Annotated in this window: 19 protein-coding genes; 9 read left to right on the forward strand and 10 right to left on the reverse strand. The window is 60.4% G+C overall.

Translation table 11 applies throughout. The annotated features are described in order from the left end of the window. The first annotated feature begins 136 nt into the window (after positions 1-136). The gene (locus IBX22_RS23595; RefSeq protein WP_194817906.1) at positions 137-6181 is read left to right on the forward strand and encodes a CHAT domain-containing protein; all 6045 of its coding nucleotides are present in this window, start codon (positions 137-139) and stop codon (positions 6179-6181) included. Between the two features lie 18 nt (positions 6182-6199). Here IBX22_RS23595 and IBX22_RS23600 read toward each other — a convergent pair whose 3' ends face one another. From IBX22_RS23600 to IBX22_RS23625, 5 genes are all read right to left on the reverse strand, one after another. Next, positions 6200-7129, reverse strand: a complete 930-nt coding sequence (locus IBX22_RS23600) for a hypothetical protein (protein ID WP_194817907.1) — start codon at positions 7127-7129, stop codon at positions 6200-6202. Positions 7130-7609: 480 nt separating this feature from the next. Next, positions 7610-8656 (reverse strand): tetratricopeptide repeat protein, encoded by a 1047-nt coding sequence (locus tag IBX22_RS23605; RefSeq protein WP_228539358.1) that lies wholly within the window; start codon positions 8654-8656, stop codon positions 7610-7612. A 118-nt stretch (positions 8657-8774) separates the two neighbouring features. Continuing rightward, positions 8775-9122 (reverse strand): hypothetical protein, encoded by a 348-nt coding sequence (locus tag IBX22_RS23610; protein WP_194817909.1) that lies wholly within the window; start codon positions 9120-9122, stop codon positions 8775-8777. A gap of 1080 nt (positions 9123-10202) precedes the next feature. Beyond that, a complete protein-coding gene (locus IBX22_RS23620) occupies positions 10203-11117 on the reverse strand; it encodes a hypothetical protein (protein WP_194817911.1) in 915 nt (304 codons plus the stop codon). Positions 11118-11200: 83 nt separating this feature from the next. Further along, positions 11201-11545 (reverse strand): PadR family transcriptional regulator, encoded by a 345-nt coding sequence (locus tag IBX22_RS23625; protein ID WP_228539359.1) that lies wholly within the window; start codon positions 11543-11545, stop codon positions 11201-11203. 104 nt (positions 11546-11649) lie between these two features. On the opposite strand from IBX22_RS23625, the gene IBX22_RS23630 reads away from it, so the two are divergent. The 5 genes from IBX22_RS23630 (at position 11650) to IBX22_RS23650 (ending at position 14572) form a co-directional block, all read left to right on the forward strand. Further along, positions 11650-11838, forward strand: a complete 189-nt coding sequence (locus IBX22_RS23630; protein ID WP_194818945.1) for a hypothetical protein — start codon at positions 11650-11652, stop codon at positions 11836-11838. 25 nt (positions 11839-11863) lie between these two features. After that, on the forward strand, positions 11864-12229 hold the full coding sequence (locus tag IBX22_RS38555) for a restriction endonuclease (protein ID WP_194817913.1): 366 nt from the start codon (positions 11864-11866) through the stop codon (positions 12227-12229). Positions 12230-12766: 537 nt separating this feature from the next. Further along, positions 12767-13399: an RNA polymerase sigma factor gene (locus IBX22_RS23640; RefSeq protein ID WP_194817914.1), complete on the forward strand. Its 633-nt coding sequence runs from the start codon at positions 12767-12769 to the stop codon at positions 13397-13399. Beyond that, positions 13396-13989 (forward strand): hypothetical protein, encoded by a 594-nt coding sequence (locus IBX22_RS23645; RefSeq protein WP_194817915.1) that lies wholly within the window; start codon positions 13396-13398, stop codon positions 13987-13989. Before IBX22_RS23640 ends, IBX22_RS23645 begins: the two co-directional genes overlap by 4 nt. A gap of 439 nt (positions 13990-14428) precedes the next feature. Further along, positions 14429-14572, forward strand: coding sequence for a hypothetical protein (locus tag IBX22_RS23650; protein ID WP_194817916.1), 144 nt, complete (start codon positions 14429-14431; stop codon positions 14570-14572). 143 nt (positions 14573-14715) lie between these two features. Here IBX22_RS23650 and IBX22_RS23655 read toward each other — a convergent pair whose 3' ends face one another. From IBX22_RS23655 to IBX22_RS23675, 5 genes are all read right to left on the reverse strand, one after another. Continuing rightward, the gene (locus IBX22_RS23655; protein WP_194817917.1) at positions 14716-15549 is read right to left on the reverse strand and encodes a helix-turn-helix domain-containing protein; all 834 of its coding nucleotides are present in this window, start codon (positions 15547-15549) and stop codon (positions 14716-14718) included. Between the two features lie 260 nt (positions 15550-15809). Then, the gene (locus tag IBX22_RS38325; RefSeq protein ID WP_194817918.1) at positions 15810-17036 is read right to left on the reverse strand and encodes a cytochrome P450; all 1227 of its coding nucleotides are present in this window, start codon (positions 17034-17036) and stop codon (positions 15810-15812) included. After that, positions 17033-18268, reverse strand: coding sequence for an MAB_1171c family putative transporter (locus tag IBX22_RS23665; protein WP_194817919.1), 1236 nt, complete (start codon positions 18266-18268; stop codon positions 17033-17035). The genes IBX22_RS38325 and IBX22_RS23665 overlap by 4 nt, the downstream gene beginning before the upstream one ends. Positions 18269-18282: 14 nt before the next feature. Further along, positions 18283-18843: an ImmA/IrrE family metallo-endopeptidase gene (locus IBX22_RS23670; RefSeq protein ID WP_194817920.1), complete on the reverse strand. Its 561-nt coding sequence runs from the start codon at positions 18841-18843 to the stop codon at positions 18283-18285. Further along, entirely contained in the window at positions 18843-19271 is a 429-nt protein-coding gene (locus IBX22_RS23675) for a helix-turn-helix transcriptional regulator (RefSeq protein WP_194817921.1), read from the reverse strand. The genes IBX22_RS23670 and IBX22_RS23675 overlap by 1 nt, the downstream gene beginning before the upstream one ends. A 1022-nt stretch (positions 19272-20293) precedes the next feature. On the opposite strand from IBX22_RS23675, the gene IBX22_RS23680 reads away from it, so the two are divergent. Genes IBX22_RS23680 through IBX22_RS23690 form a run of 3 tightly spaced genes read left to right on the forward strand, consistent with a single transcriptional unit; the run spans position 20294 to position 23573 of the window. Next, positions 20294-21190 (forward strand): hypothetical protein, encoded by an 897-nt coding sequence (locus IBX22_RS23680; protein ID WP_194817922.1) that lies wholly within the window; start codon positions 20294-20296, stop codon positions 21188-21190. Further along, positions 21187-22434: a cutinase family protein gene (locus IBX22_RS23685; protein ID WP_228539360.1), complete on the forward strand. Its 1248-nt coding sequence runs from the start codon at positions 21187-21189 to the stop codon at positions 22432-22434. Before IBX22_RS23680 ends, IBX22_RS23685 begins: the two co-directional genes overlap by 4 nt. Further along, a complete protein-coding gene (locus tag IBX22_RS23690) occupies positions 22431-23573 on the forward strand; it encodes a lipase family protein (RefSeq protein ID WP_194817923.1) in 1143 nt (380 codons plus the stop codon). The genes IBX22_RS23685 and IBX22_RS23690 overlap by 4 nt, the downstream gene beginning before the upstream one ends. The last annotated feature ends 49 nt before the right edge of the window (positions 23574-23622 follow it).

Genomic DNA, 23622 nt, shown 5'->3' on the forward strand with positions numbered 1-23622 from the left:
TAGCGGATCCGCAGGAGCAGGCGACATCCAATCCTCGCCAATGCAATGCCATCGGCTACGTCGGGGCATATAGTTCTACTTGCAGCAACCGTGGTGTCGGGCACCCGGAACGAATCGAGCCTTGCGAGGGGCGGACGTGACCTCGACCTCGGATGAAGATCATTCATACATTGACAGTGCTCAAGAGAGCGAAGCTGCCAGCGATACCTCCCGTGCCCTAACACTGCTCCGTGAAGCGCAAGTAGCGCTTCGGGCCAGCAAGTTCGACGAAGCAATCGAACGCTGCGATGAGGCACAACCGTTGCTTATTACGTTGAACGAGGTCAAGTACACTGCGTTCCTCCAACTCATTTATGCCTACGCGTTGTTATCCATGCAGGATATCGATAAAGCGCAACCACGCGCAGCTCAAGCGCGCGAATTGTTCCAGTCACTGGGGGCGGAAGCCGAGACCACAAGTGCAGAAGGCCTGCTCGCCGCAATCCTTGCCAAGCAGGGCGCACGAGAGTTGAGCGCAAGCAACTACAGCACTGCGATTCGGATTCTTATTTCGGCTGAAAAGATTCACGGAGAGAATAGCGAAAGTGCACCCGCACAAGCTTGCAAGCTACTGCTGGGGTCCGCCTTTCTCTCAGAGGGTGAGCGCCAGTTGAAAGCTGGCGATCTGAAGGGCGCCGGCCAAAACCTCATATCCGCGCAAAACCTGTTCTCACACATCGGAAAGATTGAACGCGCAGCCTTTGCGGCATCACGCCTCGGTGCCGTGCACCTCCGCGAGGGCACACCCACATCGGCCGTCACGGCGTTCGAAACCGCCCGCGAATTCTACTCCCAAGCGGAATCACAGGAACTGAACGTCGCCATCTGCGACGAGAACATCGCCCGCGCTCACGTTTTCAGTGGAAGAGTCGATGTAAGCCTGCAACTTTTCGATAAAGCCCGCGCAACATTCGCCCAACTGGCACAACCTCGACGTGCCGCCTTGACGGACACGATATTTGGAGAAAGTCTTTACGGCTCCGGCTATAAGCAGTTGGCTAACCAGCACTTCGACAGGGCGATCGCCCAACTTAAATCCGCCAAAGCCGAGTTTGACCGCCTAGGCGATTCGAGAAATGCAGAGCGGTGCGGCGTCGACATGGGAGGGATTTGGCTACTTCGAGCCGAACGATTCAATGTCGACGAGGAAGTCGATGTGATCATTGAGAGGCTCGAATCTGCTGCGAGCGTCTTCGCAGAATCGAAAGCTCATCGAGCAGCGGCACAGTGTTTGAGCTTCATGGGGGATCGCTATTTGAAAAGCGAGAATTACCATGAAGCCGTCCGAGCGTATCAAACCGCCCAGATCGCATTCAATCAAGCCTCCGCGCCGATCGATGTCAACGACTGTCACAACAACATAGGTGTTGCGCAAGCCCTTCTCGGAAATGCAGACGATGCAATAGCGAATCTCCAGACCGCCTACTCTAAGTATGATGGCATCAAAGCGCACTATGCGACATCGATCGTGGACAAAAATTTGGCTGCGTGCAGGCGGCGCGAATCTGAACGGAGATCCTACTCTATCATCCATCATAATCTCCCGCACATCGAACAATTTTCTGACATACACGAGCTGCCAGACGGATCCGCGCCGAGTGTCTTCAGCCAGGGAAAGCAGCTGTATTTCGCGGCGAATCGAGACAACGATATTGAAGCCTTGAACAGGTCTATCGAAATATTCGGAAAGTGCGCTAAATCACCCGGAAGTGTCGAAATCTCCATCATGCTTGCCGGAGCTACATACCAACGCTTCAAGGAGTCGGGCTCTCTGGATGACATAACTGTAGCCATTGCAGAACTACGGCGGATACTAGCGCAGACAAGCAGGGTTGATCCAGCCTATACGCAATGGTCATACGGCCTGTCCGTGGCGTTACGATGTCGGTTCCAGCAGGCCAATGATGCCGTCGATATCCACGATGCATTGGATATCATCACCCCGGTCATTGATTCGATAGAAGTTGACAATTTGACCGACGCATCGACCGGGGCGGATGTTTTACGTGAATATGGAACCATTCTGTGTGAAATCTACGATTTCGAAGGTGGGCTCGGAAATATCGACGCCGCAGTCGATGCCTTACGTGCATCTCTGGAAATGTTACCCGCGGGCGAGCGCTCCAAAGAGCGGACGATAACAATCAATAATATTGCCGCAGCTCTGCGCAAAAGGCACGAAGCAACGCTGAATCCCGAAGACATACGCGAAGCTACGACCCTCAGTCGTCAAGCCATTGATGAAATGCCTCACGACTTGATTAACAAAGCACTGCTTTTTGACAATCTCGCCACTGCACTCAGGAGGTCATACGATTTCAGTAGAAATATTCGGGACCTCGACGATTCAATAGAATCGTATAAATTAGCGCTAGCGGAACCGTCAACAGAAAACAGCAGTCGGGCGAGTAGCCTTGCAGGCTTGGGTTTGGCGCTTCGATGGCGCTTCGATCATTTAGGCATCCTGAAAGACCTCGACGAATCAATCTCTCGCGGCGAAGAGGCGGTTCAGATTATCGAAGGAGCCACAACGGGTCGCCACACTGCTTTTGCCTTCTCTACGCTCGCAAGTTCATTGCGTGCACGCTACAGCCATACAGACGAAGTCGATGATATTCGCGCCGCATCAGCTTGGGCTAATAAGGCTGTGAACGCAATTGGCAACCACGATCCGGACCGGGCGTCTTACACCTATATCCTGGGTTCGATACTCATCGAGTACTATCAACGAGCCGGAAAAATCGAGCTACTCGATGAAGCCATTACGCAACTGCGCGCAACTGTCGCCAAGCCCCACGGGCAGACGTTCCTTCATCTAATCAATCTTGCTGGCGCGCTGCGACTGAGGTTCAATCAATCCGACGATAACGATGACCTCAATGCAGCTATCGACGCGCTCCGGCGAGCATTCGAAATTTCCGACATAGAACATCCAATCCGATCCAAGATCCTACACGATCTGGCTCAAGCCCTGCGTCGCAGATTCGATAAGATGAAGGTTCGCTCCGACCTGGACACCGTTGTCGGTCTAGCCCGCGATGCGATCCGGCTCGTGCCTATCGACCATACGATACGGCCAGGTTTGTTGACCAGCTTGGGTCTGGCCCTTAAGTTCCGATACTTTGCCCTTTCAAAGGTTTCTGGGACATCCGACCTCAACGAAGCGATCGATAGGTTCCACGAGGCAGTCGAAACTGCTGCGGCTGAAGATAAAGATCTCGGCACATATCTCCACGAATACGGAACCGCTCTTCTCGTACGCTTCAGGCTGAGCCGACAAGGTCTAGACGTCATTGAATCAGTGGCCGCATTACGTCGGTGTATAAGTGTTCTGCCGGAGGATGATGTTGACCGGCCGACAATACTGAATGCGCTAAGCGATTCGCTAGAAGAGCTGTCCACCCTGCCGGGCGACAGGGACGAGCTGGAGGATCTCGTCGAGACCGCCTTATTGGCAGCCACTCAAGAGCGCCGTTCTCGAAATAGAGAAGAGCGTGACTACAGTCTGGCGCGGGCAATGCGGCATCGTTTCGAATACCGTGGGCCAATATCCGATCTGGATAACTCGATAGAGATCTTCCGCAGAATCTCGGCGGCAGATTGTGATGCCGAGACGCACGCAAAATATCTGGGTGCGCTTGCCAGTAGCTTGAGCCTTAGATTCACCGCGACTGGGAATCTGTCGGACATCGATGAGGCGGTAGCGGTCGCACGGACCGCGGCTCGTGCAGGCGCGAACGGACCGCTAGCGTTTGCGTATGCGAGCGATCTCGGCGACGCCTTGAGGGTCCGTTACGAGACCAGCGGGCGCGCGGCAGATTTGGACCAGGCCGTCGACGCACTCCGAAACGCATTGGGACTTGTCGATCCGAGCGGCCATCTGGTGTCGACTTGCCACAATAACCTCGGCATCGCAATTCGCATCCGTTACGAGCGGTTCGGTCGGACCGATGACCTCCAGGAAGCCGTGGAAAATAATTGGCTTGCCACGGTCACCGCCTCGATTAATGACCCGCACTATTACAGATATCTTTCCAACTATAGTTTGTCGTTGTTTTGTTTGTATCGCCGTTATGGCAATGCCCAGCATCTGGACATAGCGATCGAGAAAGCTCGTCGCGCTGTCGACGCCTTGCCGGTTGGCCACCCCTCGCGCTCGCGTATACTTGCCAATCGTGGGATGACGCTGATGGAACGCGCTCGCCTGATCGGTGACGAAATAGATTTGGACGATGCGATCCAAGCCTTCACTGAGGCTGTTGACGCATCCGAACCAACGAGTGCGGGCTATGCTCCGAGCTGCAGCAATCTTGGCGCTGCCTACCACCGTCGATACGCAAAGACCAAGGACCCCTCGGATCTCACTGCCGCGATCAATATGTTGACGAAGTCAATCCAGCACACTCCGCCGCACGATTCCCGCTATTGCGCGCATCAAATGAATCTGGCGCGAGTCCTTAATGCTAAGTTTCTCGATTTCGGGTCGGAATCCGCTGGCAGACTTGCTTTGACCCATGCCCAGGATTCTGCCGGTCATCCCGGTGGCGACATCGATGAAAGAATTGAAGCGGCTCGGCTTTGGGGACGTATAGCACATGCCTTCGGTGATAGCGTTGCCGCATTGCAGGGCTATCGGTCAGCGGTCGGTCTTCTGCCGCAGCGAGCTTTGCGGGGTATGGATCGAGCGGACGGTGAGCGCCTTCTGGAGCGTTGGACTGGCCTTGCCTCCGAAGCTGCTGCCGTAGCCATCGACGTCGGTCAAGGCTCTGTTGCACTCGAACTTCTCGAGGAGGGGCGCGCTGTGCTGTGGTCCAAGATGGTCGAATCTCGCACAGACATTGATCGGCTACGCGCAGCCGACCAGGGTTTAGCCGATGAGCTGGCCGACCAGATCCGTGTCCTGGAGGCAGGGTCGAATGGCAGGAGTCGTCAGTTCGAGTCTTCTCACCCTGATCCGCGTATGGGGGATCGTGTCTTCACTGCCTCAATGACATTCGACGATATCGTAAACCGAGTTCGTAGAATCGACGGCCTCGATGACTTTCTCAGGCCCGTTCCTGCCATGGCTATGCATAGCGCCGCGTCGGCAGGACCTGTGATCGTGCTCAATGTTGCCGAGCGGCGGTGCGATGCCCTCGTCGTTCTGTCAGATCGAATCGATGTCATACCGCTGCTCGACCTTGAGTCAAAAGATGTCGTCGCCTGGTCGAAAAGGTATGTCGCTGCTCAAGAGATACTTGCAGATCCAAACTGCCGGCCGTTGGCGATGGCGGCGGCGGAGCACGAAGTAAGGCAAGCGCTTCAGTGGCTGTGGACATCAGTGGCGAAGCCGGTCCTGGACGGTGTCGGTTTCCTGGTCACCGAGCCACCGAAAATTGATGTCTTACCACGCTTGTGGTGGTGCCCGACAGGAGCGCTGTCGCTGCTGCCGATTCATGCTGCCGGGGAGGACTCAGGGAATAGCGTTCTAGACTACGTCGTCTCGTCCTACACGCCGACTGTGCGCGGTCTGATCGCAGCTCGTACGGCGCAGGGCGAGCCTAGCGGCCGCGGCTCGGATTTCTTGATTGTCGGTATGCCGAAGACCCCTGATCATGCTGATCTTCCTGCGGTAGAACACGAACTCCGCATCGTGAAGGAAATCTTTCGTCGTCCCGCCGAACTGATCGAATCAACCGCTACGCGATCGAATGTGCTGGAGGCACTGAGACTTCATTCGACGGCGCACTTGGCCTGTCATGGGGTACAGCGTTTCGATCAACCATCGGAGAGCGGCATTGTACTCCACGATGGCGTGCTGACGATTACCAATATTGTAGACGGGGAGCAGTCTGGTGGTGACTTCGTATTTCTATCAGCTTGTCATGGTTACACCGGGAGTTCGCGGTCCGCCGATGAATCAGTAACATTGGGGGCTGCCTTGCATTTCGTGGGTTGGATCCACGTAGTCGCGACAATGTGGAGCGTGAACGACGAAACGGCGGCCTTCATCGCATTTCACCTTTACAGCACGATCGTCGATCAGAACGGAAATATAGATCCGCGATCTTCCGCAGTGGCGTTGCACAATGCCACCCACATAGCTCGAGACGAGAAGGCATCGGAACTCTCCTGGGTTCCTTTCATCCATATCGGACCGTAGCCTCGCTAAGGCTTCAAATCATGACGGATGGCGGTACCGCCATACAGTCATGTCAACCGATTCAGGACCTTGAATCCATACGCGACTCCAGGCTGAATTGATCTCACGCTCGGATTCGATGTCTATCGGCAGCGGAATTCGTAGCGTGTTGAGTAGGTCGAACCGATGCATGTCGAAGGCAACGTGTAGTGTCTCACCATAGGTCAGCGCAGACTGGATTGCGGCAGCGTATGCCACAACACCCACGACGGCGGGCGCCAAGGCCAAGCAAGCCCACCAGCCAGATCCGGCAAGGAGCGCGGCGCTCGCAATTGTCGCAGTAGCGCCTGTCATGACCATGCGCGCTGATACATCAAGCTGACCTCTGGCGTCATCAACGATGATACGCATCCGGTCGCCCAGCACCGCATATAAGCGAGGCCACGCCGCCACGGCGCCGAATCCATAAGCCGATCCAGCGCTGGACTCGGCTGCTGCCAGTACGTTGCCGAGTGTGGTCGGCCGGATCTCCTCGTTCGGCGGAAAATAACGCTGCAGTCTTTGTACTGTCCTGCCAATTTGGATAATTTCTGCCTCGGTATACGGAGAATCGTGCTCGCGCGCCGTAAGCGGCTTCTCCAGATTTGCCTTTTTTTCACAAAATCGGCGCACTCGCCGGGACGCGAGAGATTTAGGCCAGTAGTAGCCTTCCAGGACGCGGAGGATCGCCTTTTGCAGAGGATGCAAGAGCAGTCCGAGAATGGTGACCACCAATACTATTACCAGCGCTTCACCAACTTTCAGTGAAGAAACTGTCCTCCATGCTCTTGAGAAGTCGAGTTCGCCCGGAGCCCCCGCCCAGATCAGGGTGAGAAAATAGAATGCCGCCAGATATGTCGGTAGAATGCTGACAAGATAGAATCGCCCGCGAGATGTTTCAGCAGATGCGAACAGCGAGGTGATGTTCACCTATCTCTCCAATGCATGGCCATCGTTGGGGCATCTAGGAGGTTCTCGGACGTCGAACCTGATCACCCAAAATCTTTCACGGCAAATAGTGCAAGACGTCGATAGCGCAACAAATCGCGGAGAACCAGCGAGGACGAGGCCGTCGCTCTGTCCTATATCACGGCTGGTTTTACCCTCAGAGCTCGAACCGCCGACTAGCTGCTTGAGTCTACCTGTCGCTGAATGACCGACGTAATCGCGTCCTGACCAGATCGCTACCGCGCCATCGACTTCTAGCCTCTCGACAAGGCCCTCAAGCGCATTGGCGACTTCATATATGGAGTTTTCGGCATCGAGCAGTAGTTTGACGGCATTGACCGGATATGGCCCATCGTCGAGTATACTTCGAATCCAGTCTATTTGGTTCACGTAGAGTTCCATCTCTATGCATGCGTTTAAGCATCTCTATAATCAAATAGCGAGTGAGCCTGCTAGTTGTTCTTATTTATTCTTGTCTGATGACAGCCCTAGAGCCCAGTAGATAGGACGGTTGCGGCGGAGCGGTGGTATCTGCCTCCGGAATATAGCTTCTACTTCTCCACTTTCATCTCGCTCCAGCGCCATTTGCCACCATTCGAAAGCCCGAGCAGGTCGACGCTGAGAAAGTTCGATATTGCCCAGTTGTAGCATGCAGTGTGCATCGCCGGCTTCTGCGCCGACATTCAGCCATCGGATCGATTCGCTCCTGTTGCCCTGCGAGGTAAAGAAGTTTGCCAGGTTGCGAGCGGCCCCCACGTGCCCAACGTCGAATGCGCGAACGAACCACCCCTCGGCCTCCTCGATATTGCCGTCGGCGCTATGTAGCGCTCCCAGGTTGTGCATGGCGAGCCCACTGCCGGCTTCGGCGGCGCGCTCATACCAAGACGCCGCCTTCTTGGTATCGCCCTGAATGAGCATCCGATACGCAAGCAAGCACATAGCCTCGATATTTCCCGCCAATGCCGCCTTCTGCAGCCATGTGGCTGCGTTCGACAGATTGTTGCGTCCTATGTAGATCATGGCGCCGATATCGCCTGCGCGCGCGGCCTTCAGATACCATCTTTCCGCTGCACCGACATCATTGTTCCGTGTGTACCTCAGGGCGAGCCAGCGCATGGCAGAACTCTCGCCGAGCGCCGCTGCCTTGCGGTACCACTGCTCGGCGTCCTGGTCAGCCCCCCGACGTTCCAGCACTCTAGCGAGGCCCTGCATTCCCGGACCGTGTCCAAGGTTCGATGCCTTCGTGTAAAGTTCCTCAGCTGTAGTGTCTTGTCCTCGTTTCTCAAACTCAAGCCCCTGTGCGGTAATGGCGTACAGGTCACCCGCCTTGACTGCAAGTTCGAGCCAACGGTCTGCTTCTTTTTCATTTCCACGATGGCGCAGCGTCGACGCGAGGTTAGTCATCGCGGGCGCGCTGCCCGACTCCGCCGCTTTCCTGTACCAAACCTCCGCTACATCGTGATCGCCCGACTCCGTCAGGATCGCTGCAAGGTGGAACTGCGCGTCCAAGTTCCCCGCCTCGGCGTACTGTGTCAGAAGCGTCATACCTCGGTTCGGCTCTTGCTCGGCCAATGACCCACCCCTGCACGCTCTTCGCCTGCATCGAGGTTGCAAGGTACTCGACGCGTCAGCCCATCGTACGACGAACGACTCGGTTGCCGCTGGAAGATAGCCTCCTGGGTGCAAGGGAGTGGTGCTGTTCCCGGCGAGACTTCAGCCATTCATCGCACACCTGCGAAACAGTGACGTCGACCCGGCCGACGAAAGTTCCTCCAGCGACGGCAATGCTGATTCGCCGGCACTCGCTACACGCCTGTTTGAGGGTGTCGTAGGTGAAGGTCCGGCGATCACGCTTGCCTTTTGAGCGCACTCCTACATCGATCTGGAACCAGTACGACTTCTTGCCGTTCGTGGCGACATGAGTGTTGATCGGCTCGGCCCGACGTGACTTTCTGGAAGCGCTGGCGGCGTTCAACTGCAGAACCTCCTGGGTGACTGGTGGCGGGCCCGCTGAAGTGAGATCGCCTGGGACAGCGAAATTGGGCCAGCCGCAGCTGGCTAGGCCTATCGCTGTCGCGGCCTTTAGTCAGCGAGAGGGCATGACGGCGATGTGAGCTGGGCGTTCATCCCGCCGCAGGTGACGGCAACGAGCTGCGCTTGCGTTGTTCGTGGCCTCCGTGCCGCGAAGGGCAAGAAAGTTCAGTCAATAGGCGCGTTCAGCTCTGAATGAGCGCAGGAGTGGTAGCCGGCAGTAACCACCATGCGGACCAAAAGTGCTGTCGATGGGCATCCGGATGCGGGATGTCATATCGAGCTGGGGTTGTCCTCGGAATCGACTGGCAATAGGAGGATCTCGCGGACCCATCGGGCCGGATGCGCACTCGCGCAGCTGGTACTTCGCCGGATTGGACCGCGGCGTAGAAAGTGGATCTGCCGATGCCAAGGAGCTGAGCTGTCTCAGCGACAAATATGGTTGGCCCGCACGGCGAGGCACCGGCCGCACCCCTGCACACCACGCGCACACCGCAACCGCACCAGCCTCCGGCGCCGGACGAGGCGGCTCCCGAGCATGGCGAACCCGACCGCGCGCTGCGCGAGTACCAGCGCGACCTGCGCCAGCGACCCGGCAGTGCCGCTTGGGCGATGAAAGAGACCGCGCGCCAGCGCCGGCCCAGCGCCCCGGTGACCTGCCCGAGCTGCGGCTACGCCCCGACCGAGCAGGCCGAATGCGGCCGCCTCGGTCAGGACATCAAGGTCAGCTGGATCGAACCCGTCCCGACCACCCCGGCGGCCTGCTCGAGGCTTGGCACTGCCACCGGTGCCGCCCCTCCGGGATGGCGGTGGCCGATATCGATTGCGCCGCTTGCGATTCGGCCGACCGCCCGCTGCTGGTCGAACACTGGGCCGAGGAACTGTGCCGCGACCGGCGAGGTCCCGGCGCTCGTACAGCGCGTACTCGCGGTGCGGCACTGGCGTGCGGTGCCCGGGGTCGGGATGATGTGCCCTGACCACCCCCAGTGAACACGCACCGCGAACCGCGAAGCACGCCAGAGTTCTACGGCCCGTCCTGCTGCGCCGCTTCGGTTCTCACGCGCGAGGATAAATTCCACAACAGGTTCATGACAACGAAGACCGCCAACGGGGCCAAATAATCCGCTGCCGAGTAGTCGACCGCAATGATCTCGCTCGGATGGTGGGTGTAGAGCCAAATCGCGCCGAGCTGACTCGCTGCACAGGCCAGCAGGCCAAGAAAAGAGAAGCACACGATGCTGAGGCGAGTCGGAGAGCGGAACTGGCTGAGAGTGACAGACCCGATGAGGATGCTGGCAAACGGAGAGCTCGCGATGCCGCCGGATCCCGCCACCAGCAGTAGGTGGGCGACCAGGCCTATGCCGAGCAGGCCGTACCACGGGGCGTGCGGCCGTCGGGCGCTCAACACCAGCAGCCACCGCGTGATTGCCAGCGGCGCGGTATCCAACCACGCCCTAAGCCGTGACGGCACAACCCATTTCGGGAGCTTGTCGCTGACCAATCGAGCAAGCCAGTTCGCGCATTGTCTTGTGGCGATACCCAGACGCACCAACCCGGCCGGGGCCACGCCCGTTCCGCCCGCAAGCAGGACCAGGCGCAGCCCGGTGAGAGCGAGTCCGGCGGTAACCATCAATACCTGTGGTTCCCAGTAGCCGATTTCGGTGCCGTCGAGCGCGCCGGTGAGGACCCACAGGACCGTGGCGATGATCGCGAGATCCGACATCATCAGCGCGAGCCACGCTCGGCGTTCGTCGGCCACGGCTTCCGCGGACATCAGGAAATCTCTGTTGCGGGCAGCTACCCGTAGGGTCCAGCTCACGAGCGGGGCGCCGCGCAGGTTCCGTGCCGCGGGGGCGAGCACGTCCGCGTGTCGGCGTTTCAACTCGTCGAGTTCGCCATGCCATTCGTCGTAGGAGCGCTGGCGGGCGTCCGCTGGCAACAGCCGAACCGCAGTCCAGATCAATCCGCTGGCCAGGGTGAACTTGAGCGATCTCCCGTACTGATCGAGTGGGGTCGTAAGAGTCATACCGCCGGTCCCCATCCTGGCTCGGGTGCGGCAGGCCGCCAGTCCGGGCGCGTTTTTTCCTCGACGGGCGCCAGGCGTTGGCGCATCTTGCTGATCTCGCTGTGGGCGGCGCTGGCCCCCTCCTGGGTCAGTTGGTAGTAGCGCCGCTTGCGCCGGCCTTCGGCGGACTCGTCGATGTCTTCCCAGGCGCTGGTGACCCAACCGGCGGTCTCCAGCCTCGTCATGATCGGGTAAATACTGCCGGTCGGCAGCCGGGTGCGCTCGGAGATCGCCAGGCCATAGTGCTCCTCATTCGGACGTACCAGCATCGTCTGTAGGACCTGGAGTGTCTGAACCGTCATCCGCACTTTTCCTAGCATGAAAGAGAGTCTACATTGGGGGCCAGAATAGATTCTCTATATAGGATCCGCGCTTGCGCTCACCCCGATCGAAGGAGTCGCACCCGATGAAAGACAACCCCACGGTGCTGGTGCTGTCACTGTGCCTGATGGTGGCCGTAGGAATCATCGTAGGCCAGCTCGCAGGGTTCCTCAGCTGGGCAGGGGGCGCCTCTGTGCCCCACGCGGTCATGCGTGGCGGCGCCGCATGCGGCGGCGTGCTCGCTCTGGGGATCGCCGTTATCGCGGCGCTCTGACCCTGCGGGCCGCACCGTACTGCGCGTGGCGGGACTCTATTCATGTGGTCGAGGCTCTTTTTACGGCGATGGTTGTGAAGTTATAGGCCGGGACGAGAGGATTCATCACGGCTTTCGAGTCGATCTAATCCTCCTGCACGACGACGAAATCTGGGTCGTAGAGGTAAGAAATCTCCTGGGGTCGCTTAGTGCAAATGCTGTCATGCGGTTGGCGGACGTACTGGAGCGGGTAGATGCAAACAGGAGGATCAAAGTGTCGTTCGGGCCTGTGACCAGGTCGGCACGCGCCGCTATTACTGAACGTGGCGGGATCGAGGTCATCGACGGGGAGCAGCTTGAGGGGATGCTCGAAACGTATCTTCCAGGCTGGCCAGACAATCTTAGTAACTAGCGCTGTGCCCCGTCTCGCGGTGATAGGTCGTCGGCACGACTTCGGTGGAGGCGAGGCCGCGCTGGCTTCTGCGGTGTACTGGTCAGTTTGCTTGGACCAGCGTCTGAGAGGCCAATGTTGAGAATGTGAGGCGCCGGCGTGCCAACCAGACCAGGCGTTGGTCCGCGACGGACCAGGCACACGCCATGTCGACAGCGGAGACCGGCCTGCTGTGTTTGCTTCGATCTACATCTTTTGCGGCGTGTCGCTGCGAAAGCTGGTGTGTGTCTCAACATTTGCCACCTGCTGCACGACTTCAAAGTATGACGCTTATGGTGGTACCTATAAGCCAGCGTGCGACGGCACCCTGGCCAGCGTGGTGTTCTACGTGCGTTCCATTGCTACCGGCACGCTGGGCTGATCAGGCGTGTTGGCTGGCTGAACTAGTACGGCGGCTCCGCGACAGATCGGGTTCCGATATGCGGCTTCCGTACGCTCAGCGTCTAGCGTGTTCCGCTGGCAAGGTGTGTAGTCGGCTTGCTGGAGGACAGCCGAAAGATGACTGACATCCCCGACGACAGGCTGACCAAGGCGCGGCGAAGGTGCGACGCGATCTTCCGCAGCCATTCGCGAGCGGTTTTCAAGATCGCCCGAAGGTCGCTCGACCATGAAGGCGCGAGCGACGTTGTGCAAGAAGTTTTCACCGCAGTGTGGGTTCAATACGAGCGTGACTTCGACAAGGTATCCGACGAGTCTCTCATTCGAATAGTGATGACCATTGCAACCCGAAGAGCTGCCGACCACGTACGCAAATTAGGCCACGGCTTCCTCCCGATGAATGAGTATACTTCCGATCAAATTCTTATCTTCATGTCTCACGGGATAACCGACCCGCTCGATAAAGTATTGAATCAGCAAGATTACGAACATTTCTGCGAGGTTCTTCTAAATGAATTGACGGATCGCGAATATCAGGCCGTGATGATGACCCACGTGCTCGGATTTGACGATAGGGAGATAGGCGAGCTGATGGGAGTCTCGGAAGGCACAGTACGGTCGCATAGGTCCAGAGCTCGAGTGAAAGTACACTACATCGTCCAGCGTGGCGGTCATCTTCATTCAGATTCCGCGAGACGGCACGAGCAGTCCTCGCATCGGAGGAAGGGTAGCGGAGGTGAATCCACAGCATGAATTTTGAAATGGAACACGAGCGCAACAAGTCAGATGTGGGGAGTCCGTCGCCTGACGAAGAGTACGACGTGGAGGCTGGGCTAAGGCAGCTACGGCGTCGGTTGGGCTTTGACAAGCCAGCCAACGGTATCCCTCAAGTGGCGCGGTGGAGCAGCCGCGGTGCCGACCAGCCGGCGCTGCGACCGCAAGTTCCGGTCGAGAGGGAGGATGTGGAGTGGGATCTGCCGGAGGTTGCTGCACGGGTCAGCGGGTTAATTGTTGGCCCTCTGAAGATCTCAAGTGCAATTACAACTCAGGTGGCAAGGCGACTGGGCAACTATCAAAACCGCGAGCAATGGGCAGTAAGCTGGCTGCCGGACAAGTTCTTCAGTCGCCGTCAGGCGTTAAGCGCCATGGTTATGGATGAAATCCTTGTTGACCCGCAGGATCTCGATAAATTGTCTCTAAAACGAATTTTGCGGGAACTTTCGAATGAGATGGGGATGACGCTGGCTGATGTGCTAGCCGAACATGCGGGCATTGGTCCTAGTTCATGGCGTCCCAGGGGCGTCGAACCGGTTTCAGGCACATTCGATTCCAAAAATGCTTAGTTGGCCGAGCTTCCGATGTTCATCGGTTGTGGATACTTCGCGCGGTTGTGAGAGTTGGAAAATGTCCTGCGGCGATGCCGGATTTTGTGATGGCGCTCAAGACGGCTCGTTTGTGCGATACGCGCAGACCAAGCCCTTCGATCTACTTGTGCTATTTACAGCGACTTCTGCGGCAGTGATAATGGTCACCGTCGGTCATGTCAACGCACCATTGCTAATAGCTGCCGGCGGACTGATTGCAGCCATATTCGGAGCTTGGCGAAGAAGTTGCGGGAAGGCAGGTGACGTTCAGCCGCTGCGAGGAGCGGTTGCGGACTAGGACCCAACCGGTGCGGCGGCGGGAACCTGGCTTGAGGTCGGCGGGGCTTTCCGATAGGACAAGCAGCGGCGAGTCAGATCGCCTTGGGAACCGGATGTCCCAAGGTCTCGTCGAACCGGTATGGACGACGACTCGATCGACCGCCAGGCCCTGCTCGACGCTGACCTGAATCCCGACGATCCTCTGGTGTGGGAACGCCAGCGTTGGGCGCACGATCTGCTGACCTGCCACGGCATGTGGCTGAAGTGGTGGGACGATCGCTGACCCAGGGACCCGAAACCGCCGGGTCTTGGATGGGACAATGCGCCGGATGGGCCCCGTCCAAGACTCTGCACCCTCATCCAGAAATAGCGTCTGAGCTGCACCTAGACGCCGCCGTCAGAGTTTTCGCTGCCGCGATCAACTGTTCACCGTCGAACAGGCGGTCCCGAATACTGTCGTTCGAAACAGCAGGTCAGGAAAACGTCAGTGGTTCCAAAGTGGTCGCTGGTCTGGACGCTCATCGAGATCGGTTCGCTGGTAACCGGATCCAGGCGATGGATCAGCTCGTCTGGTCGCCATCCGTAGGCGACCGTGGTCGTCGCGGCGACCAGACGGTTGAAGTCAGGGATGCGGCGCAGTTGGTCGAAGAGTTGCTGGGCGCGGGCAGAATCGCGGTGGCGTGCCAGCATAGCGAGAGCGGCGGCAGCGACTGGGGGTGCTTCGTGCTTCCAGTCGAGGACTGCCCGCCGCCCCTCGGGACTGAAGAACCACAGTATGAAATTGTGATCTGACTCGGCGAGACCGGGGAGCAGCCGTAGGGTTGAGGGGTTGGCTGCCAAGATGTCCCAGAGGTAGTTGTGGAACATCGCGCGCACACCGCGCTGCTCGTGATAGTCCAAGAGTTCTAGTCCGCTGGCTGCGGTGAGACGGCTGTGGAGATATACAGGTGGGGCGAGTTCGATTGCGGGATTCCACAACTCAAGCAGATACCGCGCCTGTGGCTCATCGAGTCCAAGAGCCTGCACGATCTTGTCGACGATGCGGTGTTCCGGCAAATGGTTGTTGGACTCGATCTTGCGGACCAGCGACGAGCTGATGCGAGCGCGCCGTGCGAGGTCTTCCTGGGTGATGTCTCGGTAGTTGCTGCGCAGGTGCCATAACCATATGCCGAAGTCGGGGATCTGCTTCGGTGGCCAGGTTTTGAGGCGTTTTGGCGGCTTGGGTCGGTCGCCGGGACTACTGCGTGGAGTTTGGTTCATTGACGGTTCCCTCTGTCATGGGGTGTTTTCCGCTGCCTTTCGTCAGACGGATGTACTGAGCGGTTGAGCCCCGAGCAGAACAACGTGACTCAGCGACAATCCGAAGAACTGTCTGACAAGCGGAAGGTGGCCCTCGCGACTCCGCAATCGGAATCGGATTCATGGCATGGGTCCATGGAATTCCGGCCCGATGCGGCATCTGATCCCTGGGTGCTCTATGGCACCAACTCGGCTATGGGGGTGGCCGGGTCTACTGTTCTTCACCTCTTTGCGCCCTTGCGAGCTGGAGCTGGACCGCTGCCTGTTGTGCTTACTGGAAGGCTTATCAATCCGTGCTCGCGAAACGATGGGCGCCAGCGAAGATCACGCACTGGAACGGTCAGCTGAATGTGAGGGAAGCGTGTGAGAAGGCTCTCGATCGCGACGCGTATCTCGAGACGAGCGAGGGGAGCGCCGAGGCAGTAATGCGGCCCGTGGCCGAATGCGAGGTGCGTGTCGCCGTTACGACGAGTGAGGTCGAGGTCGTCTGGGGCGGCGGTAAACCGGGGGTCGCGGTTGGCTGAGGCGAGTCCGAGCATGACCGTGTCGCCGGCAGGGATCTCGACACCGCCGATGGTCAAGGCCTCGGTTGCGAAACGCCTGATCGCATACTGGCTTCCGTGGGCGAATCGAAGCAGCTCCTCGATCGCAGCATCACTCAGCGCCGGGCCGCGGCGCACCAAAGTCAGCTGATGGGGATGTTCGAGCAGCGCCAACACGGCTTTGCCGATGAGGTTGACCGGGTTCTCGTAGCCGGCCCAGAAGATCAGGAATGCGAGGGAGACCAGTTGGACGTCGTCGATGCTGTCATCAGTGTGCGCTTGCGCGACTAGGTCGGACAGGAAGTCATCGGTTGGGTTGGAGCGTTTGTCAATCACCAGCTCCTGCAAGAACTCTTCGATCTGGGTGATCGCGTCGACGATCCGCTGAGGCCGGGTCGGGTCGGGCATGACCAGAGCGTTGGTCCCTGCCCGGAACCGCTCTCGAAAGTCTTCTGGAATGCCGAGAAGATCACCGATCACCGTGAGCGGCAGTGGGACCGCGAAGGTCTCGATCAGGTCCACCTCATCCTGATCAGCAATCAGGGAGAGGAGGCGATCGGTCTCGGCCTGAATACTCGCCCGCAGTCCTTCGACGCGACGAGGCGTGAAAGCCCGCGCGGCATGCCGACGCAGGCGCCGGTGGGTACTGCCGTCCCGGTTGAGCAGGTTCGCATCCAGTGCTGGTGGGAGATTGAAGCCCGTGTAGCCGCCGCGGCTGTGTTGGCGGTCGACCGAGAGGCGAGGGTCGGTCAGCGCTTGTCGTATATCTGTTTCGCGGGTGAGGAGCCACACCTCGGCACCATCGGGCAGTGCGATGCGGTGTACCGCACCACTTTCTCGCAGTGCGACGTGCACAGGATGCGGGTTCGTGAGGTAGGCCGTATCGAAAGGACAGGGGGCGTTCACAAGGCAACCTCCGAACTCGATGGGGCGCGGCGTAGGGAGGCAAGCACGTCGGCGACGACAGGAGAGCGCGCGAATGCGTCGGCGACCAAGAGCAGCCACTGCTGTTCTTCGTGCAGAGATTCGCCGGTCTGTTCAGGCTGATCGAATTCGCTGTCTACCACGGGCAGGGGCGCCTCGTCGGCGCGCTTCTTCTCGATCGCCGCCGCGAGGTTCGCCGCCTCGACGACCGCTTCGACCTCGAGCAGGCTCAGGCCCTCACTGTGGGCATGGGTCCGTGCCGCTGTGGCGACGGTCGGAGAGTAGAAGCGCTGCAACTGAATTCGTGCATCGCGGATCTCGACCATTCGTCGATAAAGGCGGAAGTCCAGCTGCCGAGGCGACCATCTGGCGGGTCCGCTGCTGTCAGGGGAGGCCAGGGCGATCCCCGGCAGGACATCGACTACGGCGCGCCACAACGGGCCCAGGCGCAGGTAGCTGCGGTAGCGTCCCACTTGTGCCCATGCCCCGGAGAGGGGAGGAGCCCACGTGGGCAGGGACCAGCCCAGCATCATCAGGATGGCAGCGCCCGCCGCGCCGATGCGGGCAAGCGGTTCCCACGGGTGGCCGGTGCCGCCGAGATGGGGCGCGATGATGTCGGCCGCACGCGCGCCCACGTACATCAGGCCGAAGGCGCTGCCGATGGCTGCCACGCGCAGGCCCCGGCGTAGTGACCCTGGCTCTACTTCACCGGAGTAGCGCCAGCACAGCCGCCCGGTTTCGACGAGGGTGAGGGCGTAGCAGCTCAGGTACAACACCAGATAGGCCTGGTAGGTGGGGATTTGTGCGGAATCTACGGCGAAGGTGTGCGGTCTGGTGGTCATCTGGGGGACCGACAGAGCAAACAATACCGACATCGCGACAATGACGAGGGCAGAAAACGCTAGCCGCCGGCGTATCCGACGCTTGGCCTCTTCCCATGGACTCGACCAAGCCAGAACTACCAGCTGTTGCACCACACCCGCTGCCAAGGCGCAACATTGGGTCAGCATCCCCGCCAAGTTCGGGACGCCTAACCCCTTGCTGACCGCGACGAAAACGGGTGGAATTGAGAGCCCGAAAGTGAACATCAGGCTGACGAAGTAGAGGCATAGCGCAACAAGGCCGGGTTCCGGTTTGCGGATCAGCGCAGGCAATCGGAGAAGTAGGGCGAGGAAGGCGATCAGGACACACGCCGGGTACAGTACGTAATTCACTTTGTCAGCCTCGATTAGTAGGGCGAGCCCAAAACCTTCTGTATTCGCTCCACGACGGGGGCGATATTGTCGGGCACTATCCACTCCGCTTGTGTCGGCCGCCACTCGTGAAGGGCCATGCCCATCACTGATGCGAACAGTTCGGCTTCTGCCTCCTGTTCATCGGAGTAGGCGGTCCGCTGAAGCATGCTGATGACGACGGAGGGATCGATATCTGGAAACATGAGTCGAGATCGCACGAGATCCAAGTCCGTGATCCCGCGGTGTTCGAAGATGAGATGGCCGATCTCGTGCAGGACCGTGTGGTTCTGATGCAGCTTCGAGGTATTCGTTGAGAAGAAGATCACGATCTCGTCCGGCGTACGCATCAGAAGGCCCGTGGGGCCCTCGGGTGGCATCACCGTCCCGATGGGGATTATCGGTCGCTGACACTTCGTGCTGACCCGCGCGAGCAGCGACTCGAGATCGACCGGGGTGTCGATCTCCTCGATGAGTGCGCCGCACCGCTGACTCATTCTCGACAACTCGTCGCTTGGCGAGCGACCCCAGAACGGCCGGCGAAGGTCGAAACCCATTACGGTTGCTCGCCTCGTTCGAGCCCGTGCAGGCGTGCGATCATCCCGTTCAGCAATTGAATGCTCGTTGGCGATAATTCGGAGATGCGGGCCAGGACATCTTCGGCGCCGGCAGCCTGCATGGTGTCGGCCAACGCTTGGAGACTCTGCAGCTGCTCCAGTTGCTGGTGAATCTGTCCGCTGCGCGGCGTGTCGAAGAAATACTCGGGATTGACACCGAAGAACCCGGCGAGCTTCTGCAGAGTGTCCCGCGTCGGGTTGCTCTTCTTGCCGGTGCGCAGTTCCGACAGCGCCCCGATTGAGATTCCGGTCTCGCGATGGACTTCTGGATGCGACCACGGTCCGCGGCCACGCGGATGAACATTGCGGAACAGATAGTCCACACGCTCAGCCAGGAATCGGCCTGTTCCTGTGGCGTCCTCTGCCACCGTATCCTCCTCGGTCTCACCCCGACCCTCCCTCCAGGCAGCCCCCGCTGCCTATCGCCACGATGATAGGGACTCTCGGTGGATTGTTCAACTGAGAACAGTTGCAACGCAATGAATTTGGGCTACTACAACTAGATCTGCACCTGGCGAGCGGCGGGATCTATCGCTGTGGCGACAGGCTTCAAAATTTGGAGGCGGTGTATCGCAGGGATGCGCATCCGTCCCGTCGTGGCGTTCTGCATCCGCGTCCGGCACGGCGCAGATTCTGAAGCTCTCCTCCTGCACTTGGGCAACCGCACAGGATAGGGCAACCCGTTCTGAACTGCAACAGGCTGGGCGGAAGAATCATCTGTGCCCCAGCGCTTTTGACACCTGAGCCATCGAGCCCGGTACGTTTCAGGACACCGGACCGGCGATAACGAGTGGTTCGGCACGAGCTCGGCAGCCTTCAAGATTGCCGACCGGAACCAGCTTCAACCCGTGCTCTGGTCGCGTCAACCGGCTGCCCTCGTTCTGATGCGCCCGACGAGCCGCCGCCCCGGCTGTCGACGTTGCAGGCTGTTCGCCTCAGGCTTGCCCAGCTGGTGCTGGAAACCGCTCGCTCAGAGGCGGTTCGGCGAGAAGTTCCCGAAAGAAGCAAGCGACAACGACGTTGTCGATCTGTGGAAAAGGTGCAGCTAAAGCGGGTTTCATGATCGACAAGCTCGTTACCGCCACACATCTTGTCACTCGAAAACCTTGCCCAGCACCCATTTTCGGGGTTTGGATATTGGAGCAATCGCAAACATCTCGAAAGGAAACAATTGTGGATCCCTTTGTCATCCTGCAGTGGGTGAACGGCGTACTGTCGATCGTCTCGAACGGCGTCTTCCTGGCCCAACAGGTCATCGGACTGATCTTCTAGCCAGCGCCTACGAGGTGGTCTCCCCGCCGCAACACCGCCGCTGGGAGACCACCGGACAGCGCTGAACAATTCTCGACAATTCCCTAACTCGACAACCCTGGAATAGGGCGTATTTGGCATGCTCAAAACACAAAACAAATGGGGCAAACAACCCTCAAGATACGGTCACCCATCGGTCACCGCCCGCGGCGCAACCTTCACCCGACGCCGGATCGCGGTCCTCAGCACGCTACCTGCCGCTGTGGTGCTGGTGTGTAGCGGAATCGCCTCCGCGGCAACACCGCTCGGGGAGGTCGCTGACCAGCCCGGCGTCACCAGCCCCACCCAACCCGGAACCACACCTGCCCCGCCGCCACCCCCGCCGGTAGAGCCCGCACCCGTACCCGAACCCGCCTACGAGCAGCCACCCGAAGTCCGCAACGCCGCCCCGAGCAGACCCACACCGTCCCCAGCACCCGCACCCCCGGTGGAATTGTCGGAGCTGCACTGGCCCGAACCGGTGCCACCGGTCGCCCCAATCGAGCCGCCGCCCAACAAGATTCGGATCGGTCAATTCGAAACCGAAACACCCCCGTGGCTACCACCGGAGGTCCGCGACACCATCAACGACGTCGCCGCCGGTGCCGAAGCCCAGGTCGCGACCGCGCTCGACTCGGTCGGAATCCCACCGGGCCGCTCGGACCGGGTCAGCGGCGCCACCACCGCCGGCCTGCTGGTCGGTGGAGCCGCCGGTGCCACCGTGGCCGGTGCGCCGGTCGCCGCCGCAGGTGCCCTCGTCGGCGGCGCGATCGGCGGCACCATCGGCGGAATCGCCGGCGCCGCAATAGGAACCGTCATTCCGGTCCCGGTCATCGGGACCGTCACCTCCGGCGTCGCCGGAACCGCACTCGGTGCCGCAGCCGGCGCGGCTGCTGGGGCGCTCATCGCCGGGGCACCGCTGGCCGCGATCGGTGCGGTTGTCGGCGGCACGGTCGGCGCGGGCTTCGGCGCCGGGGTCGGAGTGGGGCAGCCATGACCACCCATCAGAATCGGCGTGTTCGACCTGCGCTCTCCGCGCTGATGCTCGGTGCGGCAACAACTTTCGCTACCACCATGACGGCCGGTCCATCGCAGGCGGTCCCGATCGGGCCGGGCTGCCCGGGATTGTATGTTCTCGGGATCCAGGGCACTGGCCAGTCCTCGCCGACTGCTGATCCGCTCGCCGATACCGGCGTGGTAGGGGCTCTGCTCGGGCCTGTCGTGGCCGCGGTGCCGGGGTTGGTGCAGCGCAGCTACCTTGGATACGGCGCCGGCTTCGGCGGCATCGTGCCCGGCGGCGGACCCGACCCGTATGTCGCCTCGGTAACCGATGCGCGTGTTCAGCTCGACGCTGCTGCCCGCCAGATCACCGAGCAATGCCCCAACACTCTGCTCGCTGGTGTTGCGTATTCCCAAGGGGCGCACGCGATGTCGGCGTTCGCGCGGGACGTGGGCTCGGGTAACGGGCCCGTGGGCCCGGAGAAGATCGCCGCGATCGCGCTCTACTCCAACCCCACTCGATCCCCAGACAGCCCGATCTTCCCTGGCCGGCCTGGCCAGACCGTTCCTGATCCGGCTCCGGGCACCGCCGGTGGAGTTGTCTCCGGTGTGCAACTCGTCAACGCGCCCGCCGCGGGGAGCGGGCTCGATAGCAGCGCAGCCGGTTACGGAGAACTCGAGGGTCGCGTCGCCGATATCTGCGTCGACGGCGACCTGGCGTGCTCCGCACCTAGTCAGGCCAGCGTGCTGCGGATCGGCGCCCAGCTGTTCGCCCAAGCCAACCTCAACGACCCGATCAGCGCTCTGGCCTCGGTCAACGGTCTTTTCCACGCAGCCCTTGGCGAAGCCTGGGCGACGGTCATCAGCAGCGACTTCACTGTCGGCGGCGGCAACGTCGACTACACACCGAGCCAGAGCTTGTTGACGCGGATGATCGAGGCCGCCGACCCGCGCATTCCCGCCCCGACCCCGCAGGACGCAGACCTCGCACGGGCTCGGTGGGGTGAAATCACCGCCATTGTCGCGGCGAACCCGGTCGCGCTGGTGCCGAAGCTGGCCGGGCAGCTCGGTGCGGCATGGGGGCAGCTGGTCGCCGACAACGCATCCCTATCCGACCCAGGCGTGTGGCTGCACTTCGCCAACACCGTTGCCGCGCACAACGGCTACGCACTCAGCGGCCAACTCGGCTCCGGCATCGCCTGGCTCACTGCCTTGGCCCACGACATCGGACCCCGGCCATGACCGAACCGCGACTCGCCGACGACGAGTTCTACACCGCACCCGAGATCACCGGCCACCAGCCCGGAGCTCTACTCAAGATGCGTAAAGCCGTTCTGCCCCAACTCGACTCAGTCCAGGCGTGGCAGATCCTCTACGTCGCCACCGACAACTTCGGCGAAAAACTCCCCGCCTCGGGAAGCGTCATCGTCCCTGACTCCAACGCGGCCGCCGGAGCCGGGCCGCTAGTCGCCTATGTGCCCAGTTTCCACGGGATGGGCGGGCGGTGCGCGCCCTCGCAGCTGCTCCAGGGCGGCGCTGAGCGCGAAATCGATCACATCGCAATGGCGTTGGATCGTGGATGGACCGTGGCCATCCCCGACGGTCGGGGCCTTGGCGTCCACGATGTCGGTCCGCACACCTTCTTGGCCGGGTTCTCCGGCGGAGCAGCGGTGCTGGACATCGTGCGGGCCGCGCAAACGATCCCAGATCTGGACTGCCTCGACGCCCCGATCGGAGTCTGGGGTTACGCCGATGGCGGCCGGTACGCAGTCTGGGCCGCAGAGATGGCACCGGACTACGCCCCGGAGCTGGATCTGCGCGGTGTCACCGCTGGCGCGGTGATCGCCGATCCCGGCGAGCTGGCCGAACGATACGACCTCGGCCCCTATCCCGGCCTCGGATGGGCAGCGACGCTCGGGCTGGCCCGCGCCAACTCCCATTTGCCCATGCTGCACATGGTCAACCCGATCGGCCAGACCGTGCTGTCTTTCGTCCAGAACAGCACTGCCACACAGGTTCTGGCCAGGTTCGGGCGGCCGATCTCGCAGTATTGCGACCGAGCCGACCCGTGGTCCGACCCGGTCTGGCGCTACGCACTCGACCGTGAACGATCTGGCCAACGCAATCCCCGCTGCCCGCTGCACCTCTACCACGGCACCGACGACATCTTCGTGCCGATCGAGACCGCCGAGCATTTGCGCGATACCTACCGCGCAGCAGGCGTCGAGGTCAGCTGGCGCGACTACCAGTGCGGTCACTACGAAACCGCGACCGAAGGGGCGAGCGAAGCGGTGACCCGCTTGTCGGCCTACCTGCAGCACCAGCCCGACCGCCCAGACAAAGCCGGCCCCACCACGTTTCCGAGTGAGGCAGCCCCCTGATCCCTTCTCCGGGAAACCCTGCCCGCGTCCCTATTACTTCCCCTCGCGG

The organism is Nocardia sp. XZ_19_385, assembly GCF_015355755.1.
Taxonomy (GTDB): Bacteria; Actinomycetota; Actinomycetes; order Mycobacteriales; family Mycobacteriaceae; genus Nocardia.